Source organism: Culturomica sp. (assembly GCF_003524185.1).
Classification (GTDB): Bacteria; Bacteroidota; Bacteroidia; order Bacteroidales; family Marinifilaceae; genus Culturomica; species Culturomica massiliensis.
On sequence record NZ_DOED01000031.1, the window covers coordinates 129,259 to 149,044 of the forward strand.

At 42.0% G+C, this 19,786-nt stretch carries 10 protein-coding genes; 7 read left to right on the plus strand and 3 right to left on the minus strand.

Annotated elements, in window-relative coordinates; translation table 11 throughout:
- Positions 1-116: 116 nt before the first annotated feature.
- Complete coding sequence (locus DD657_RS10805) at positions 117-3,440, minus strand: fibrinogen-like YCDxxxxGGGW domain-containing protein (RefSeq protein ID WP_287049846.1); 3,324 nt, start codon at positions 3,438-3,440, stop codon at positions 117-119.
- A 165-nt stretch (positions 3,441-3,605) separates the two neighbouring features.
- Here DD657_RS10805 and polA point away from each other — a divergent pair, with 165 nt between their 5' ends.
- A complete protein-coding gene (gene polA, locus DD657_RS10810) occupies positions 3,606-6,296 on the plus strand; it encodes a DNA polymerase I (protein WP_273133075.1) in 2,691 nt (896 codons plus the stop codon).
- 39 nt (positions 6,297-6,335) lie between these two features.
- Here polA and DD657_RS10815 read toward each other — a convergent pair whose 3' ends face one another.
- Complete coding sequence (locus DD657_RS10815; RefSeq protein ID WP_287049847.1) at positions 6,336-13,718, minus strand: PKD domain-containing protein; 7,383 nt, start codon at positions 13,716-13,718, stop codon at positions 6,336-6,338.
- A 126-nt stretch (positions 13,719-13,844) separates the two neighbouring features.
- Here DD657_RS10815 and DD657_RS10820 point away from each other — a divergent pair, with 126 nt between their 5' ends.
- The 6 genes from DD657_RS10820 to DD657_RS10845 all read left to right on the plus strand — a co-directional run bounded on the left by DD657_RS10820 (position 13,845) and on the right by DD657_RS10845 (position 18,907).
- On the plus strand, positions 13,845-14,912 hold the full coding sequence (locus DD657_RS10820) for a PorP/SprF family type IX secretion system membrane protein (RefSeq protein WP_021987746.1): 1,068 nt from the start codon (positions 13,845-13,847) through the stop codon (positions 14,910-14,912).
- Entirely contained in the window at positions 14,878-15,639 is a 762-nt protein-coding gene (locus tag DD657_RS10825) for a DUF4271 domain-containing protein (RefSeq protein WP_068691409.1), read from the plus strand. The genes DD657_RS10820 and DD657_RS10825 overlap by 35 nt, the downstream gene beginning before the upstream one ends.
- A gap of 34 nt (positions 15,640-15,673) precedes the next feature.
- Complete coding sequence (locus DD657_RS10830) at positions 15,674-16,435, plus strand: uroporphyrinogen-III synthase (RefSeq protein WP_021987744.1); 762 nt, start codon at positions 15,674-15,676, stop codon at positions 16,433-16,435.
- A gap of 35 nt (positions 16,436-16,470) precedes the next feature.
- On the plus strand, positions 16,471-16,860 hold the full coding sequence (gene rnpA, locus DD657_RS10835; protein ID WP_021987743.1) for a ribonuclease P protein component: 390 nt from the start codon (positions 16,471-16,473) through the stop codon (positions 16,858-16,860).
- The gene (yidD, locus tag DD657_RS10840) at positions 16,853-17,095 is read left to right on the plus strand and encodes a membrane protein insertion efficiency factor YidD (protein WP_118774012.1); all 243 of its coding nucleotides are present in this window, start codon (positions 16,853-16,855) and stop codon (positions 17,093-17,095) included. The genes rnpA and yidD overlap by 8 nt, the downstream gene beginning before the upstream one ends.
- A 159-nt stretch (positions 17,096-17,254) precedes the next feature.
- Positions 17,255-18,907 carry a S41 family peptidase gene (locus tag DD657_RS10845; protein ID WP_021987742.1) on the plus strand — a complete coding sequence of 551 codons (1,653 nt, stop codon included), beginning with the start codon at positions 17,255-17,257 and terminating at the stop codon, positions 18,905-18,907.
- A 119-nt stretch (positions 18,908-19,026) separates the two neighbouring features.
- Here the strand turns inward: DD657_RS10845 and DD657_RS10850 are convergent, their stop codons facing one another.
- Positions 19,027-19,596, minus strand: coding sequence for a hypothetical protein (locus tag DD657_RS10850; RefSeq protein WP_021987741.1), 570 nt, complete (start codon positions 19,594-19,596; stop codon positions 19,027-19,029).
- Positions 19,597-19,786: the final 190 nt, after the last annotated feature.

Genomic DNA, 19,786 nt, shown 5'->3' on the forward strand with positions numbered 1-19,786 from the left:
GTTCATTACAGGCACAAATATACAAACAAATCTTTTCCCTCCCAGATTTCTCCCCATTATTTTTACAAATAATATAATTTCAAACAAAATAAACAGTCTTCGTTGAAAATAAAACATCACTTAAACCACATTTGACTGAAATAAGTACCTTGATTTCCACCTCCGACAGAACCATCTGTAGTAAAATAACTTTTATACATAGCATTACTCCAATTTCTATTAATGGTAACCGTTACATCCCCCCAGTTTCCACCTCCCTTACTACCACAAGGTAAACCTGTAATACAAGCATTGTTGTAATTCATAAAATAATAAGCATCGCAACAACTCTCCGAGGTCCCCTGGACACTAGTTATTTTCTGATAAGTACTTACGGATGCCAAAGCGACAAAGCGAGCGTAGTCAGTTACCCGGTTTTTATAATGACGGGCATTATGTCCCGGGAATCCGTGCCACCCGGCAGAAATCTGATCAAACCGGGTCCACCCCCCGTTTGCCATATCACAATAAGCAACATACGGTTGAATTCCACCGAAGCCATCCGGATCTATCAAATAATTTCCATTCGTCCGCATACCGGAATCATAATAATCTTTGCAAGAACGACATAAATATTTAGCCCGTTTCATATAGACTCTATCCGGAAACTCCTCGCAAATCAAACTCGCCGTAAAATGACATTCTACCAGATCATTCTCGGCTACAATGTCCTTAAACGTAATCTTTCCTGTCTTCTCATCAATTGCTATTCTCTCACATTCGTCCTCAACTAAATGCCACTCCTGCGGATCATCTCCGGTCCAACGATGAGCCAATACATAAGCATTTTCCATAAACATGTAACTTTCCGAAATACCCTCAAAAGGATCTATTGTTTGCGGAAGTGCTAAAATTTCAAGTCGTCTCGACCAATTACATTGTTTATTTTGAGATTCAACCGACAAATCGACATAATAAATTCCATTGGGCCAATTATCTCCGACTTTTAAATCAGAAGTCACAACTTTATAGCTGCTATGAAAATCATCTTCCTCATTGGGCATTTTCGTACTGTCCGTATCGATAATTTTCCATTTGAAATAAGAAGGTAATGGCGCAGTTGCCACAAAACCTTTAATTTCCTGACAGGGGATCAAAGTATCCTGTAAACGATTCATTTTAAAACCATGTCCTACGACCAACGCGACAACACCACTCTCTCCGCTACCTGTCGGAGTTGCCAGGCAACGCTTATACCGGTATTCCATTGCGGTTCCAAAAGGTACATTTAAAGTCAGCCCGACCAAGGTCAGATCTTTATGAGATTCACCCTTTATCCGCTCCCAGGTTTTACCGTAATCCTTGCTGCAATACCAACTGTAAAGATTATTAAAACGGGTCTCACTAACACTACCTGTTATAGTATATTCTGTCGCACTACAAACCGTATCACGAATAATCACACTCCCGGAAGAAAGACCATTTTCAAGAGTTAAAGAAGAAGATTCCGCTTCCGGCAATCTACCTAATCCCAGTCGAATCCCAACAGTCGGCTTCCGATCCGCCAATGAAGAAAAGTATCCGATAGCATTACGTCGATCAGAAACAGCAAGTTCTTCTATTCCGGCATAACTACCTCCCCTTACACCGAAAGCCATAGAATCCTGTGGCCAATAATACAAAGGGACATCTGTATTTCCATCAATATCCAAACCGCCATCACCTTGTTTTCGTCCATCCAACTGACGTCCGTATATGTCACAGTTATAATAAATTTCAGCAAGATTACCGCTCAAATCCTCTACTCCCCAATAACTGATTCCACACTCTGTACGATCTCTGGTATTCCGTAAAAATGAACCGGAACGGACAGGGCCTTCTATCAAATTTTCAGCATTTACATTGCCGCTATTTAAGTATTCAGAGACTTTACCCGCATTTTTCAATCCTGTTCCCCCCGTGATATTTGTTCCTCCTGTTGCAATTTCGCCTGCCTTAGGGACGTAAGGATAAGGAGCACGAGCCATTTTTTCGTATTCCAATTCACTCAGCGGACGTAACCCACACCAATCTGCATAGGCAAGCATATCCGCAGGAGTAAGAAAGTTACAAGCGATTGTTTGTCCGTCGTCATCGCTATTAGGTAAATTTAACGGATTGAGATCACAGGCAAAAACATACGGATCGTCAGATTTTTCTCTTTGTTTATATAAAATAATGCCGTTACGACAGGAAGGTCGAGTACGATCGGTTCCGAAAATATAATCTCCCTCTTTCAAAGCGTCTAAAACTCCCCCAATCGTCCGTGCATACTGGGAAGAACAGTCCAACTTATTCAAAAAAGATACATATTGTTCTTGTGTCAACTCATATTTCATAACAAAAAAACCCCGATATCCATTTGGATAATTTTCTGGAAGATTATGCTCCGTTTCATCGATTAACACCGGCCCCGGATCATCTAAAACCATTTCCGACATTGCGACATTATTTATCCGGATCATATTGTCAACAACCGCACTTTCAGCCTCAGGTATCCGAATTCTATAATACCGGTAAGCAGCAGGTTCTTCGATCTTAATAGCTCCTGCAATGGGATAAGATTGGGAAGCTGTACCCCAAAATGCCGACCCGCCACTCCAAAGCTCTGTCCAAGTCAGAGCATCAGAAGAAGCTTCCAAATACCATATTCCATCAGGAACCGCTCGTCCTTTATCCAACAACCGATACTCCCCGGATACACCGAAATAACAAATTTTACGGGCTGTTTTAAAATCGACCTGCCATACTGCCGGTGCGACTCCAGACCAAGCGATTTTATCCGGTTGCAGTGCGATATTCTTACGGTCAGCAGCATTCACCGCCAAATTAGAATTTGACGATGCAGTATAAGTAAAACCACTATTACTCCCGATAATATCATCTTCAGCAGGAATTCCACCCAAAGTAGTAGAATTAAACGTATTTACAGAATATCTATCCCCCAAATAGAATGGAGCAGTAGGTATATACACCATCTCAATTCCTTCAAAAGCAAAAAAAATCTGTCGAGAATGGAACATCTCCTCCGTCAATAATTTCTCCGAATTTCCATTCAGTTTCCAGCGTAAACGCAATTTCACATTTGTATCACCTTGCCCCTCTTTATTCCGGTATACAAAAAAACCGACAGAGCGGATATCTGCATCATACCCCTCATTTTCAATCACAACACTATTTTCTTCTAAATAAATGCTATTCCACTTTCCTTCATCTTTCAATTTAAATTTACCAAAAACATATACGGCATCATAATTAAAAACATTACACCATGAATTCTCCCACAACAAATTTAACTCAACGGTCGCTGTAACCCCATCAACAGAAAGGATAACGGCATCACTCTTAACTCTTAAATTACTGGCGAATAATACAGACGGATATATAATAACAATACTAAATAACAGGATTACTTTTTTCATAATTACCACTACAATAATACACAGAGCAAAAGTAAGTTATATTTGCCCATTTTCATTGTACGTCTTCATATAATTCATATCGAATCTTTTTTCAGGTATGTCATTTTCACGGTTCTCTCCTTTTTATTTTCTAACTTTGTCCGGTAATCCAAAAATATAAATTTCATGCCTGACAAAAATGTACTTTTTCTTTTAGATGCTTACGCATTGATATACAGATCCTATTACGCCTTTATCAACAATCCACGGATTACGACAAGCGGCATAAATACTTCAGCGACCTTCGGTTTTTGTAATTTCTTATTGGAATTGCTTGAACAAGAAAAGCCGACACATATTGCTGTTGTTTTCGATCCGGAAGGTCCGACATTTCGCCATGAAATGTATCCGCAGTATAAGGCCCAACGCCCAAAAATGCCGGAAGATCTGAAAAAATCAATTCCTTATATCAAAAATATCATCAAAGGATTAGGAATCAAATGCGTCGAAGTTCCGGGTTTTGAAGCTGACGATGTCATCGGTACTCTGGCTTGCAAAGGAGAAAAAGAAGGATATACAGTGTATATGATCACCCCGGATAAAGACTATGCACAATTAGTCAGTGAAAAAATATTCATGTATAAGCCCGGCCGTTCAGGCAATAAATCGGAAGTATGGGGGATCCCGGAGGTATTGGATCATTTCGGAATAGAAAAAGTATGTCAGGTTGTCGATATTCTGGGCTTAATGGGAGATACAGCCGACAATGTTCCGGGATGTTCGGGCATCGGTCCCAAAAGCGCAGCTTCTTTGGTCTATAAATACGGCGATATAGACGGTATTTATGCGCATATCGACGAATTGAAAGGCAAACAGAGGGAGAATCTCCTCAATTGCCAACCGACAGTACATTTGTCCAGAACCCTTGTTACAATCAATTCCGAGGTTCCTACCGACTATTCTGCCAGCGATCTGGAGAAAGAACATATCGACACTCAAATTCTGGAACCGATATTCAAAGAACTGGAATTGTTCTCTCTTTCGCGACGACTTTTTGCGACAGAAATGGCTGAAGACGAAGCAACGGAAAAACTGACGGACGTAGAGACAGAATACCGGAACCGGACAGCGGATATAGACGAATTATTAAGCGAATTGCAACAAGCCCCGGAATTTGTATTTCATGCCGTTTTCCAAACAGGCAACATATACACTTCCTATCCGGCATGGCTTTGTTTTTCGACAAAAACACATTGTGTAAATTTCATCAAATTACCGGTCAATTCCTCTGAAACCGAAAAAATCCTGAAAAAATTCTGCCCATTACTGGAAGACAACAGCAAAATTTTAATATCCCCGGATGTAAAAGACGACATAATCTGGCTGAAGCGGGCAGGCATAACACTGAAAAACCAGATATTCGACATAAAAATCGCTCATTACGTCCTGCATCCCGACATGTCACACGATCTGGCACGTATAGCCTTACAATACCTGAACTATACATTGACGGAAGCAAAGCCCGAAAACCAACAGCTCAGCCTGTTTTTCGAAGACGAAGCCAAAGAAGACCGGAATTTTGCTGAAAAAGCGGACGTATTATTCCAGTTAAAAGAAAAACTGAATACGGCATTAATGGAAACGGGACTCATCCGTCTGTTTAATGAAATCGAAATGCCGCTGGTGTCTGTATTGGCGGACATGGAATTTGAAGGGGTAAGCATCGATACGCAAGCTTTACAGGAAATATCGACCGACTTAAAACAACGGATCGATATTGTCGAAAAAGAAATATACGACCTGGCAGGACATCCTTTTAACATCAGCTCGCCCAAACAACTGGGCGAAGTACTTTTCGACGAAATGAACGTCGACGGAGGCAATAAAAAAACCAAAACCGGTCAATACAGCACTTCCGAACAGGTGCTTGCCAAATTGGAAAACGAACATCCGATCGTTTCCAAAATACTCGATTACAGAGGCCTGAAGAAACTTTTAACGACCTATGCCGAAGCCTTACCGACATACATTGATCCCGGAACCGGCAAAATACATACTCATTTCAATCAGGCAGAAGCTGCAACAGGCAGGCTAAGCAGTTTAAACCCCAATCTGCAAAACATTCCGATACGTACCGAAGAAGGACGTAAAATCCGGAAAGCCTTCGTCACCGGAAATCCGGACTATCTGTTTTTTTCGGCCGACTATTCCCAGGTCGAATTACGCCTGATGGCACATCTTAGCCAGACGCAGGAACTGATAGATGCCTTCCGGCACAACGAAGACGTTCACACGGCCACTGCCGCAAAAATCTTCCACGTTCCGGTAAACGAAGTCACACCCGAAATGAGAAGAAGAGCTAAAACGGCTAATTTCGGCATTATTTACGGGATTTCTGCCTGGGGACTCGCCGAACGTTTGCACATCAGCCGAAAAGAAGGGAAAGAATTAATCGACGGCTATTTCGAACTTTATCCGGGAGTCAAAAAATACATGGAAGAATCGGTAGAAAAAGCACGTAAAAAAGAATACGTCGAAACAATCATGGGCAGAAGACGGTATTTACGGGACATCAACTCGAGAAATGCCGTCATCCGGGGTATGGCCGAACGCAATGCCGTAAACGCACCGATACAGGGTTCTGCGGCAGACATTATTAAACTCGCCATGATCCATATTCAAGCCCAATTACAAAAAAGAGGGATGAAATCCAAAATGATTCTTCAGGTACACGACGAATTGAACTTCAAATGTCACAAAGACGAACAGGAAGCCTTGAAAAACCTGGTCAGGGAATGTATGGAAAACGTAGTGCAACTCTCCGTTCCCCTGACCGTCAGTTGCGGATTCGGGAACAACTGGTACGAAGCCCACTAAAAGAAAAGGGAAATGTCAAGCAGGCATTTCCCTTTTCTTCTACCGGATAAGCATCACACTGCCTTCCGTTTTACCTCCGTCATTATTCCAGACGGAACCGTCAATAAAGGTTGCACTCACCTTCCAGGTGTAATTTCCCTTCGGGACAGGAGCACCGTTAAAGGTTCCGTCCCAGTATTCGGCCGGATGGCCGTTTTCCACTTTATCGGAACTCCATACACATCCACCCCAGGCATCGTATATCTGAATCTTATAGGTATGCAATCCGACACCCTTAGGCTGAAAACGGGCTATTCCCCTGTAATCTCCGCCTTCTCCCATATTGTCGTCGGGCATCCCCGGTGCAAATGCCGTCGGAATAAACAATCCTTTTACGGCCGATACGGAAATCCGATCCGAAACACTATCCACGCAACCATATTGAGTAATCCCTTTCAACACCACCTCATACACCCCGTTATTCCGGAAACGATGATACGGGGATTCCTGTGTCACAACAGCCGAATTATCTCCGAAATCCCAGACATAACGCAATGAATCGCCCCATGTTTTCGGGAAAACATCCGATAAATTCGTAAACCGGACCCCTCCGTTATCTATTTCAGGCAATTCCGTATTTCCGGGAATATCTCCCGGCACAGAATTATCCTTATCCCAGGAAAAATCAACAGTCGGCAAAGGATAAACCGTTACGGTCTCCGTTTTTTCAGATACACAACCTTCCGCATTATTAGCTACAATCCTTATCGTATATACACCCTCACCTTCATAAAGATAGTCAAAACTGCTTTCTGTCATGATATTTCCATCTCCCATATCCCATCTTGCGCCTTCTCCGTACAAAGACGTACTTTCAAAATGTACCGGAGTTGCATCACAGATTTCATGAGGCGTAACACTGAAATCGGCTTTTACCAGACGGGAAGATACGACATCTTTGACAAAGACATCCGGACAACGGGTCGCATTGTTATAAGCCGTCAATTTTATCTGTATTTTCCCGAATTCAGGAGCAGGTGTCAATATTTCCGGCTGAAACAATCTTGAAAACAAAGTGCCGTTATACGACCACTCGAAAGAATTCTTTTCCGGTTCCGGGGTACGGTTATCCAAACCAATTTGAATCACACCGTCATCCGTACAGAACAACGTATCGGATACAATAAATCCGGCAACCGGCGTTTCCAATGTCATTACCGATACAGAATCCGAACCCACACATCCCGCACCGGAAGTAACCTTCAGCAATACCTTATATTCTCCCGGCAATTCAAACACAACCCCATCCACATCATTACTTGCAGCGGTGACTCCGTTACGGAAATCCCAATATACCTGTTCGGCAGGATCATCTGTTTCTTCTCCCTGAAACACCCGGATAAAACGAACCGTATCCGGGGCACATCCCCGGGCAGCCGGTTCCACACGAATTCCAGCCCCAGGCGTTTTATGGATCACGACAGAACTTACTTTTTCTACCGGACAATATCCTTCCGATAAAGCATTCGCTTTTAATGTCACCCGATACGAGCCGGCATTTTTAAACACATGAACAACGGAATCCTTGTTCGTAATAATCGGACTACCATCCCCAAAATCCCAACGGAATCCTGAAAAATGCTCCCGCCACTCCGGTTTTACACTCAATGCAGTCTCCCTGTCGGAACACAATACATCTCCGGGAATGCTGAAATCCAGTTTATCATTTCCCAAAACCGTAATTACCTGGGATATTGAATCCGAATTACATTTATCTTTTACCGTTAACGTTATTTTATATTCTCCCGGCTCTGCAAACCGATGCTCCACCAGCGAATCCGAAATGGAATTCGATTGATAAGCCACACCCGGCTCCAACGTCCACAAAGCCTCATACCGGGCATTTCCAAACCCGAACGAACGGTTCAAGAATCCCCAATTTTGTCCGAAACATTTAGCATAGGCCGGATCATCACTGATTCCTATCCGGGCTTTAACCTGTAAAGGATATACTTTCAAATCGGTATATGCCGTGTCTTCCTGACAGGCATTCCCGACAATCAACCGGATCGGATAAGTCAATACCACCGTCGAATCATTGGTAAAACGATGTCCGATAATTTCAGGATTCCCTTCCTCTATATTCTGCCATTCATCCGAATCCCCCCAATTGATCTTTGCATAAGTCCAAACCCCTTCCGTCGTATTTTCAACATAACGAACAATCTGACGGCAATCTTCCGTTTCGGGCACAATATTCAAGCCGGCTTTCAGCAAAGCCCCCACAACCACATTTTCCCTCCTGGAGCGAACGCATCCGTTAGCATAATGAGAAGTCAGCATCACCGGATAAATACCGGCTTTTTCATAACGATGGGTAAGCATTGCTCCGCTTTCCGGCAAAGAACCGTCAGCAAAATCCCAGACATAATTTCCGGCAGGCACATCCGTTGAAAATACCAATTCCATACCGGGACACCGCGGTTCGGAAACCGTAAATAATCCCGGCACCGGAGCCGGACGGATTTGAACAACAACCTCCTCCGTCCTGGTGATATGACAGCCATACTTAGCACCGGCAACAATCTGCAAACGCACCTCTCCGTTTCCCTCTCCGGGAAGATAATACTCATCTGTCAACCGGCCATCCCCCGAAACGACATGCCAGGAAACCACTTCACTATCGGTACCCACAGCTATCTGTTCCAGTCTCACAGAATCTCCCTGACATACAAAAGGCACAGACTCCAAAATATCAATTTCCGGAACCTCTCTGAAAGAAATGTTTACAGAATCACCGGTAGGCTCGTCCGCACAAACACCGGGGGCATATACTTCTGCAACAATACCAAAGTCATTCCGGCTTACATCGGCAGCCGTCAAAGTATAAACGATACTTTCAGTCTCTTTATCCGTCGTCAGAAAAGGAGTTGCAGTTCCGAAAATTTTCCAGTCGATACGATCGATATTTTCCCGCATTTTCAAAAAAGCAACAGGAATCGTTATTTCCATGCCGGCTTCAGGACATAACACCTGATCTGCCAAAGCGATTTCAGGCAAAACTGTCCTGGTAAATGCTCTGGTCAACACTTCTTCAGGACATCCCTCGGAAGCTTTTACCGTAAGGGTTACACTACCGGAAACAAAATCTTCTTTCCCCTGAATACGAGGCATAAGATTACCGTCTACAATCGAAATATCTGCACCGACAGCGCTCCATTCCAAACCGGAATAATCGACCAAATTCAATGTATGCCGGTCGATATCGGTCCAACGTTCTCCGCAAAGTCCGGGAATTGCAAATTCACCGGTAATCATTTGTCTTTGCTTATACAACACAACCGTATCTTTTACCTGCCAATCCATATACCGGCAAGCGCCTAAATCCACGGAAACAAGGACAGTATCCGACTCTCCCGCATTTTTATTGAAATGATAAATCTGAGACGGCAATAAATTCCGGTCGTTAAAATACAAATGCCCCGTCATGTATTCCGGTCGTTGCAAACGAACTCCCCAATGGTCAATAATATTTTCAACCTGCACTTCCGCCGGGCATAATGTATCCTGTTTCCGCTCTATCGAAAGGCCCGGGTTATGATAGGTCTTGAAATAATCGGAAACCAGACTCTCTTTTCTGAAATCGGCACCGGCAACCGTACCGTCGTAAAAAGTACAAGTTTTACGGGTAACGATTTTCAAGCGATGATCGCCTCCGTTACCGGAAACATAATAATAAGATGAATCCCCGTTAAAACTACCGTCAACACCTTCTTTTTCCCATTCAAAAACGGTATAGCGATCGGCGACTTCATAATTGAACATTGAGGTCGTTTCAACCGAATCTCCCGCACAAAGATTCATCATCGTTCTGGCATGAGGCTGTACGTTTACCAGATCGATCATCTCTATATTTCCCGAATATGCATCCGGACAACCGGGTAAACCGATCATCTTAATTCTGGTCTTTACCTGAAAATTACGTCCGAAATCCAAATCCCACATACCGAAATTGAGGATGGAATCCCTTTCGACAAAAGCATCGTTACTCAATCCGGTTTTTTCAATGACCAACCGCTGATAATTATCACAGGTAAAGAAATCCGGATCAATCCGGTTGACATTGATCTGACGCTCCTTTGCAATTAAAGTATCTCTATTGAGCGCCCATGTCAAAGCCGCATTTATCTTCAGATAAACCGTATCTTTCAACATACCGTCGGCATAATCCAGTTCAATTTTTACCGTATCTCCGCTCCCGACTCTTTTCCCCGGTTCCGGCGTATAAACCACACCAAATCCCCGGTCCGGCTCGATACGTCCCCAGCCCTCCCCGGTATTCAACAACTTCCATTTCAGATTCGTCTCCTCGATAAAATAGCCGTATACTTTCCCCCATAAAGGGCAGGGAGAATCGTCACAAACAGCCCATTTTCCCCCGTATATTTTCGGTAAAGAACTATAAACAATCAGAGAGTCTCTCAATATCTCACCTCCGCAATAAGAGGAACTGACTTGAGCCTCCAGATAAAATACCAAAGAATCTGCCTTCAGGTCCTCTCCGGACAAAACAAAACTGTTTCCGTCAAAATGCCCTGTCAAATCAGCCCGTTTACTCCATACAAAAGTAGCCTCATCCACATATTTCGAATCGATATAACCATCCATTCGGGTAAAATCATACCTACCGGGAGCAGTATCATCCAGGGTATCTGTTTTCATAATACGCAAATAGGGCTTCTGTAATATAAGCTTACGGGAAAGTTCCAGTACACAGCTATTCTCCACATCCGTTTCCGAATGATAAGCCCGATACGTCATTTTTAAGGAATCCGGGAAATCCGTCGTCACCACCAACTGATAATCGCTCGGAATATCTTTTTTATCCAGAAGGAAGGAAGACGCATCCGCATTCGCCGAGCCGACCTTTAAATCCACTTTCACCCCGGGTTCTGCCGGAAAAGTCATAGCAAGCGGATCCCACACTGGATAGTTTCCCGTACCGATCACACAAAATGTATCCCGCTCTTTTAAAACGGAGAAAACAGGTTCCGCCTTCGGAATAAAAATCAACGAATCTCTTATATAACACCCTTTCGACAGACTCAACTTCACATACAACGTATCGTTCATTCCGGGAGTAAAAGTCAGGGCAGACGGTAAAGCCGACGCTTTCTGCCAATCCGGATCCGACTGCCGCCATTGCCATTCGGCCCAACGATAACCGGTAGCAGCCTCACTGAACAAATCTGACACCGTTACTTCCGTCTGACGATCACAATAGCGAAGACTATCGGCAAATTTAAAGCCATCGGGAGACAAGCCGATATAGACAGTATCTATCAATATCTGCATGCAACCGTCGGGAGACAGGCCGTGCCGAAGTATAATCTTTTCTTCCGCAATACCCACAAAATCCCAGCGACGGGTCCATGACAAATGCTCCTGTGTTTCTTCTACAGGCCGGTCTATTGGTCTGAAATCCTGATTCAACCTCGTATAAATCGTCTCGATATAATAAGACTCCGGAATGGTTCCGGCTAATTTATATTCATAATCTGTTCCGGAACAAAGCGTATCGTTATCCTCCAGTCCGTTGCGCAACAACCGGACATCCGGCTTGATAAACGTATAAAAACCGAGAGACTGACTATCGCTCCAACCACAATAATTCCGGGCTTTTACTTCGATATAATTGAGATTTTCCGTCACACTGTCAAAACGGTAAATCTGTAAATCGCCCTCCCGAAAAATCATCGTATCCAAAGGTCCGAGTCCTTTCTTAAACACAAAAGCAATAGAATCGACCGACAAATTATTGGAATCGATAGCTGCCTGAAAATCCTGTAAAACATAACTGAACGTATCACAACGGGATGCACGTCCTCCGCGGAACACAATATCGTAAGAACTGATCAGACTATCGACCAGGGCACCTCCGGCCAAAGTCGGGATACCTCCCTGACAAACCGTAAATACGTCCTGTGAAGTCCCGCACACGTTATGCTCCCGGGTAAATTTGATTTCAAAAACCCCGGCTTCTCTGATCTTCAGATTCACTTTAGACGAATCACAAGCTTCCGGATAGCTCACCTCAGCGTCTGCTTTAAACATCTGTTGCGAAACCAGTTCATAACCCACCGGTTCGGACACATCGTCTGTCCCGGACCGGGTAACTTCAATCTTATATTCCGGCCATCTTTCAAATTTTATTCGCCGGGCGGGGTCCGACAAAGTAATTACCGGATTGTCTTTTATACAAAGCTGATCCGTTACACAGGCCAAAGGCAGGTCCAGCCCATTTTCATACACTTCGATCGGTCGTTTTTGCATACTTTCAAATATAGAATCCGTTTCTAAAGTATCCCGGCCGCAAAAATTCTCCGCAATAATTTTTATTTTATAATATCCCGGAGCATTAAAAATCAATCTTGCAGAATCGACGACCGTCTTATCGTGGGTGACCGGAATCTCTTCCCACACCGGATTTACCGGTTCTTCCGCCCTGTAAAAGGTAAACTTCATCTGCGCCCCGACCATATAAGAAGGAAAGCCCTGCCAGTCCATATACATGTTATTGTATATCTTATCACATACAAACGCCTCGTTTCCCGTACAAATCCTTATCGGCTCCTCGGCCTCGTAATCGTAATTAAAAATTTCCGACAATTTGGGTTTGTCGTATATATACAAAGGGGTAAAATCTGTATTGTTAAACAAGAAATAAGCGGAAAACTGATCCGAACAAACCATGCGGAACCCCACCGATAAATCATACTGCCCTACAGGCTTTCTCATAATCAGCATCCAGACATCGGGCATATTCGTCGTATCGGCAACAAACAGGGTATCTTTTCTAGCTGCAGCCGCACTTACCAATTCGGAAGAAATATTGCAAGTCAGTGTATACTTTGTATGCGGAGGATTTGCCTCCGTACCTTTCAGCTTTATCCAAAACGTATCCTGCTCATACTCCATACAACGATTCTTCGGCTCCCTGTTCAATACCTCAACCTCACATTTCTGTAAATCCTGATTAAATTCTTTCTGGTAAAAAGTAAGCGGAGGATAGGCCAATGAAGAAGTCAACGTCACTTTCAAATCGAAAATTCCGGCACGACCATACGTATGCTCCACTTGCAGATCGTCCCCGTTAAAAACAAGTATTCCGGAAGAAGTAGCGTCTCCCCAATCTATCTCCAACTGGTCGTACCCCAACGGCATATCTGCCTGTAAAAATTTAAACACTAACTCATGCTGTGTCGTAACCCCTTCCCAATAATGGTAATTGACGAACCAAACGGTGTCGTCTTTCTCACTCCACCGGGCCTGCCATTGCTGATAACCGATCGTATCCGTCCATACTTCTTCAGCCACACGTTGCCCCCAGGCAAAATTCAAGCATACAAACACACAGAGCACACAGAAAAGTCCCCTTTTCATTATTACATTTTTATACATACATATACCTTACCCAATATAAAGTAGGGTAAAAGTACATATTATTCTAAAAAAATATTAAATATTGCTGTTTTTTTTCTATCATTGCAGCAATTTAGGTTGTATGGCATGAAAGGGACCTGGGAAAACAAAATAATATGCTTCTGTATTTTCTTTTTTGGGTCAGGATTTTCTCTCCTGGCACAAGATTATAATTTCTCCCAATTTTGGGAAAACCGGACATATTACAATCCGGCTTATGTCGGATTGCATGAAGGGGAATTAAACAGCTTGCTGACTTACCGGAAACTTTGGCCGAAGTTTGACGGGAACTTTTCTACCGTTTTCTTTTCCGCCGATCTGAAAACATACAACAACTATGGTTTCGGTCTGACATTTATTTCCGGGGATGAAGGCGGAGGATTTATAAAATCGACATCGGCAGGACTTTCATACTCCTGGAGAGGCTATTTCAACAAAGAAAAAAATATCTTTTTCCAATTGGGAATTCGCGGAAGTTATAACCATGAAAAACTGAATTTCAACAAATACATCTTTTCGGGACAGTTACACGAAATATATGGAAATATATTTCCTCAACCGGATTTACAAGGCATAGAAAAAAAGCAAAATTACTGGGATTTCAGTACAGGAGCCCTGGTTTGTATCCCCTGGCAACGCCACTACCAGGAATTCATGACCAATTACATCGGATTTTCCGTAAGCCACTTCACCCGCCCAAAAGACAATTTCATTGAAGACGATTATAAACTCCCCATAAAAGTCAGTTTCCAATGGAACGGATTCCTTCGTACTTCCTTACGCAGCCTCGATAAAAAAAGCTATTTGTATCTTTGTCCGGGATTAATATTCGAAAATCAGGGCGATAAGTTGTTATCTTCCTCTTCTTTCAATAATTTTGTCGTCGGAAGTGACCTGACAACCGACCCGTTATTTGCGGGAATATGGTATAGTTCCCAATTGTTAAACAACTCGGATGAAAACTATAAAGCTCTGATTTTCAAATTCGGAGTAAAATTGAATTCCGAAAAGAAGAACTTTCAATATCGTTTGGCCTACACCTACGATATGTCCTTGGGAAACCTGACAAAGAATACGGAAGGGTCACATGAAATCAGTATAAATGTCGTATACAGGTTTAATGCGAAATACAGATACAACATATATTCATTCTGACCCTGCATTTGCAGAGGCAAATCCCTGTCAGATCATTCAGGAAAAAAAAGACTCGGTAGAATATATCCCTCTGAAATCTTATAATCCCATCATCCCGTTAAACAATACCCGCCACACAACGGGATGTTTGATTTATACCATTCTGTTTCTGATCGTTTTCGCTTTTTTGCGAATCCGCGGAAAAGGGTTGCTTTCCTTACTATTTCAGGTCATATTGAAAAAAAAGAAATACGAAATCATTCTGAATGACGGCATTATACCTAATTTGGTTTATTATATACTGGCATTGGTATTGTCTTTTTCAGCAATAGCAATCGGAGTCACATACATCATAAATCAGGAAGTCGATTTCGAGTATGCCTTCTATATTTTCGGCATACTGCTTTTTTACCACATCGGCATACTCTGCATCGTACGATTTATTTCCTGGACATTCAATGCACATTATGCAGGAGAAGAAGTCATTGTCAATTTATGGGTGTATCACATATGGGCGGGTTTTTTGATCTCGCCGTTCATTATTGCACTCTTTTTCGTCAAAATTTTTGCTATCCCCTTATTATTAAAAATCATTACAATCTGTTTAGCATTGTTTTATCTTGTTAAATTTATCCGGTGGGTCGAAATATTATTTGTCTACAGGGTTTCAATTTTCTATATGATTTTGTACCTTTGTGCCCTTGAAGTTATACCTGTGCTTATCCTGTATAAGTTATTGGCGTATTAACACAAGTGAGTATTAATATTTAAAACTTACAGCTTTGAAGATCAAAAAAGTACTCGTTTCACAACCTAAACCGACCACTGAAAAATCTCCTTATTTTGATTTAGCAGAAAAATACAACCTGAAACTGGAATTCAGGCCTTTTATAAAAATCGAAGGAGTAACAGCTAAAGAGTTCAGACAGGAAAAAATCAATATTCTGGACCATACAGCCATTATATTCACAAGCCGGACCGCAATCGATCACTTTTTCAGAATTTGCGGAGAATTACGTATCACGGTTCCAGATACGATGAAATACTTTTGTATATCAGAAGCCACAGCATTTTATTTACAAAAATACATTGTTTACCGGAAACGGAAAATCTTCTACGGGGATAAAAAAGTAGATGATATGACCAAAATTCTGTTGAAACACAAGACAGAAAATTTCCTGGTCCCTCTCTCTGATATTCATAAAGAAAATATTCCGGGACTTCTCGATCAGTTGCACCTGAAATACACAAAAGCAATTTTATACAAAACGGTCGCAAGTGATTTAAGTGATATTAAAGATCTCAAAGAATACGACATTGTTGCATTCTACACTCCGGCCGGAATTAATTCTTTGTTTCAAAATTTTCCGGATTTCGTGCAGGATACGACGATTATTGCAGCATTCGGTCCGGCAACGGCGGAAGCTGTTGAAGCAGCAGGCTTGCGTCTCGATATTCAGGCCCCTACCATCAAATGCCCTTCTATGACAATGGCAATAGAAGAGTTCATCAAGAAATACAACAAGGAAAACAAAATAAAATAAAGGAAGCCGGATAAACCCGGCCTCCTTTTATTTCTATGAATACATTCTGCAAATCTGAACGTTTATGCAATAAAATTCTGTTTGAAGAATTATTGACTTCAGATTTCAGTTTTGTAAGTTATCCTTTCCGGGTAATCGCTAAAAAATCCTCTCAACCGGGAGAAATTCCGGCACGCATAGCCATCAGTATCAGTAAAAAGAAATTCAAACGGGCTGTCAAAAGAAACCGGCTGAAACGACTGACCCGGGAGGCCTATCGTCTGCATAAAACCTCCGCTTTCGAAAACCGGCTTTTTCCTACGCTGGATATTCTTTTTATTTACCTGGACCATACGGAATGGAAATATACAAAAATTGAAAAAGCGATCCGGAATTCATTGCAAAAAATCACACAGCATTTCGACAATGCTTCCTGCCATGAATGAAATTTATAAATATATCAGGCATTTTGTCATATATTTATTGTTGATACCCATTCGTTTCTATCAACATTGCATTTCTCCGCTAAAACCACCGACCTGCCGCTACACCCCTACCTGCTCCCAATATGCCATTGAAGCTTTACGCAAACACGGTCCGATAAAAGGCTTATGGCTGGCGTTGAAAAGAATACTTTCGTGTCATCCGTGGGGAGGAAGCGGTTATGACCCTGTCCCCTGACAGAAAAATAAAAAACTTCTTTAAAACATCTAATTCAGAGGATTCATAACGCGATTATTTTCTATTTTCCGGTGAAAACTGTATCTTCGCTTGATTAACTGAACATACATTAATCCACAACGGATTGTCAATCTGTAAATATGCATTAATATAAAAATAATGAAAACGAGAAAATTTCTAATTGTAACTTTCGGACTTATCTTGCTATCGCTGGGAATCATTTCCTTAAAAAGCGATGACCGGAACTTTGAAATTAGCAAACAATTGAATATTTACGCAACCCTTTTCAGGGACGTCAATATGTTCTACGTCGATGAAACCAATCCCGGAGACCTGGTAACGGAAAGTATAAACTCGATGCTTAAATCTCTGGATCCGTATACGGTATATTATCCCGAATCCCAAATGGAGGATGTCAAATTGATGACGACGGGAGAATATGCAGGTATCGGTTCCATCATCAGCCAGAAAGGAGAAAACGTCATTATCCGGGAACCGTATAAAAATTCTCCGGCAGATAAGGCAGGACTCCTTCCGGGAGATATCATTCTCGCCATCGACGGAAATTCCATAAAAGGAAAAACGACGGCCGATGTCAGTGAGATACTGAAAGGACAACCGGGTAAAGAAATTGTTATAAAAATCCGCAGGGAAGGAGACGCAAAACCGTTAGAGAAAAAGGCAATACGCGAAAAAATACAGCTTCCGAGTGTACCGTACTACGGTATGACCGATCACAAAATCGGTTATATTTACCTGAACAGTTTCACGGACAAAGCCGCTGCGGACGTTCGCAAAGCCATTATCGAACTGAAAAACCAAGGTGCCGAATCCTTGATTTTCGATTTGAGAGGCAATAGCGGAGGTTTATTGGATCAAGCCGTTGAAATCTGCAATTTTTTCCTCCCGAAAGATTCCAAAATCGTAGATACCCGAGGCAAAGTCAAACAATGGGACAAAGAATATATCGCGACCAAAAATCCCATTGTACCGGATATGCCGCTGGTTGTTCTGATCGACAGAGGTTCGGCATCTGCTGCAGAAATCGTATCAGGGGCACTGCAAGATTATGACAGAGCCGTTCTCGTGGGCGAACGCTCTTTCGGCAAAGGACTCGTACAGACAGTGAGAGATCTGGCTTATAATACAAAAGTAAAAATAACGACGGCCAAATATTATATTCCGAGCGGCAGATGTATCCAGGCACTGGATTATTCCCACCGTAATCCGGACGGCAGTGTCGGAAAAGTTCCCGATTCCCTTATCACAGAATATGCCACAAAAGCAGGACGTAAGGTATATGACGGAGGTGGAATAACACCGGATGTAAAAATCGAGCCCAAAGAATTTGCCCGGATTACACAGGAGTTAGTACTCCGGGACATTTGTTTTGATTTTGTAAATTCTTATGCCATTAAAAATCCGGCTATAGCTCCTATCCAAAACTTTGTAATTACGGATGACATTTACAACCAGTTTATCAATTACCTGAAAGAGAAAAATTTCTCATACGAAACAGAATCCCAACAAATATTGGAAAAACTGATCAAAACGGCTAAAGCGGAGAAATTCTACGATATGGCGAAATCCCAACTGGACAGCTTGCAACAGGATTTTACGCATTCCATTGACAGAGACATGCAGATTTTCAAAGATGAAATAACTTCTTTCCTGGCGGAACAATTCATGCAAAGATATTATTACATGGAAGGTGTTATCGAGTACAAAGTATCGCGTGACCCGGAAGTCAAGAAAGCAATTGAAATCCTTACCGACAGCGAAAATTATAAAAAAATCCTATCCAATAGGTAATCAGTTAAATCAAATGCGGAGAACATCGGTTTCTCCGCATTTTTTTTAATAAATAACAAACACCTTCGCTCCCCCCGAAAAATATATCAATAGCCATACTTGCAGAAAAAACATAAGAATCACGGTCGAATCGTCTTTTTCATTTCTTCATCGAATATTTTTTCAAATTCCTCATATTTAAAGTTTAGCCGTAATTTACGATCATCTGCGATATTGTCTTTCAAAGCTTTTAAAACCTCCATACGGTTCAATTCTATCGCTACATGAATTTGATAGCGTTCTCCCGGTCCTCTGATTATTTTTTCACAAATCACATCCATTTTATTCAATATCCGATGAACAACTTCATAACTCAGAGCCCAAAAACGTCCTTCATCCTCTTGCCGCACACCGATTTCATAGGAAGAGAAATAACGAGCGGAAACAGCTTTTACTATAGCCTGAATATCAGCAGCCAATATAACACGGGCAGATGTAATTGTTTTCTGACGGACAATTTCTTCATCTCCCCCTAATGCCAACGCAGATACACGAAAATAATCGGAATCGGATACATATTCGGGACCGGAACAAGGTCCGGTAACCTCACTCCCGTCCGTTGCGAGAGTCGGTTTCACCGTCTGCTTTTGACTATTACAACCAAAAATCAAAAGGACAAAGACTCCGAATAAATAACACCTATGTTTCATAACTTACTATTTTTTAATCGATATTAAATAATTCTCTATTCCCGACACCGTTCCATACCTTGAGCGGTATCAGAAATATTTTCAACCGGAAAAAACTGTATTTACCTGATATTTACAAATTGAATAGGATAGGATATGATAAATTATATAAAATATTTCACGGCGATTTTATATACCAAATAAATCGTTC

Bases quoted from the DNA above. Each gene is read 5' to 3' on its own strand.
- DD657_RS10820 (WP_021987746.1), top strand. From the start codon at position 13,845: ATGAAAGGGACCTGGGAAAACAAAATAATATGCTTCTGTATTTTCTTT.
- rnpA (WP_021987743.1), top strand. From the start codon at position 16,471: ATGAATACATTCTGCAAATCTGAACGTTTATGCAATAAAATTCTGTTT.
- DD657_RS10805 (WP_287049846.1), bottom strand. From the start codon at position 3,440: ATGAAAAAAGTAATCCTGTTATTTAGTATTGTTATTATATATCCGTCT.
- yidD (WP_118774012.1), top strand. From the start codon at position 16,853: ATGAATGAAATTTATAAATATATCAGGCATTTTGTCATATATTTATTG.
- polA (WP_273133075.1), top strand. From the start codon at position 3,606: ATGCCTGACAAAAATGTACTTTTTCTTTTAGATGCTTACGCATTGATA.
- DD657_RS10825 (WP_068691409.1), top strand. From the start codon at position 14,878: ATGCGAAATACAGATACAACATATATTCATTCTGACCCTGCATTTGCA.
- DD657_RS10850 (WP_021987741.1), bottom strand. From the start codon at position 19,596: ATGAAACATAGGTGTTATTTATTCGGAGTCTTTGTCCTTTTGATTTTT.
- DD657_RS10815 (WP_287049847.1), bottom strand. From the start codon at position 13,718: ATGAAAAGGGGACTTTTCTGTGTGCTCTGTGTGTTTGTATGCTTGAAT.
- DD657_RS10845 (WP_021987742.1), top strand. From the start codon at position 17,255: ATGAAAACGAGAAAATTTCTAATTGTAACTTTCGGACTTATCTTGCTA.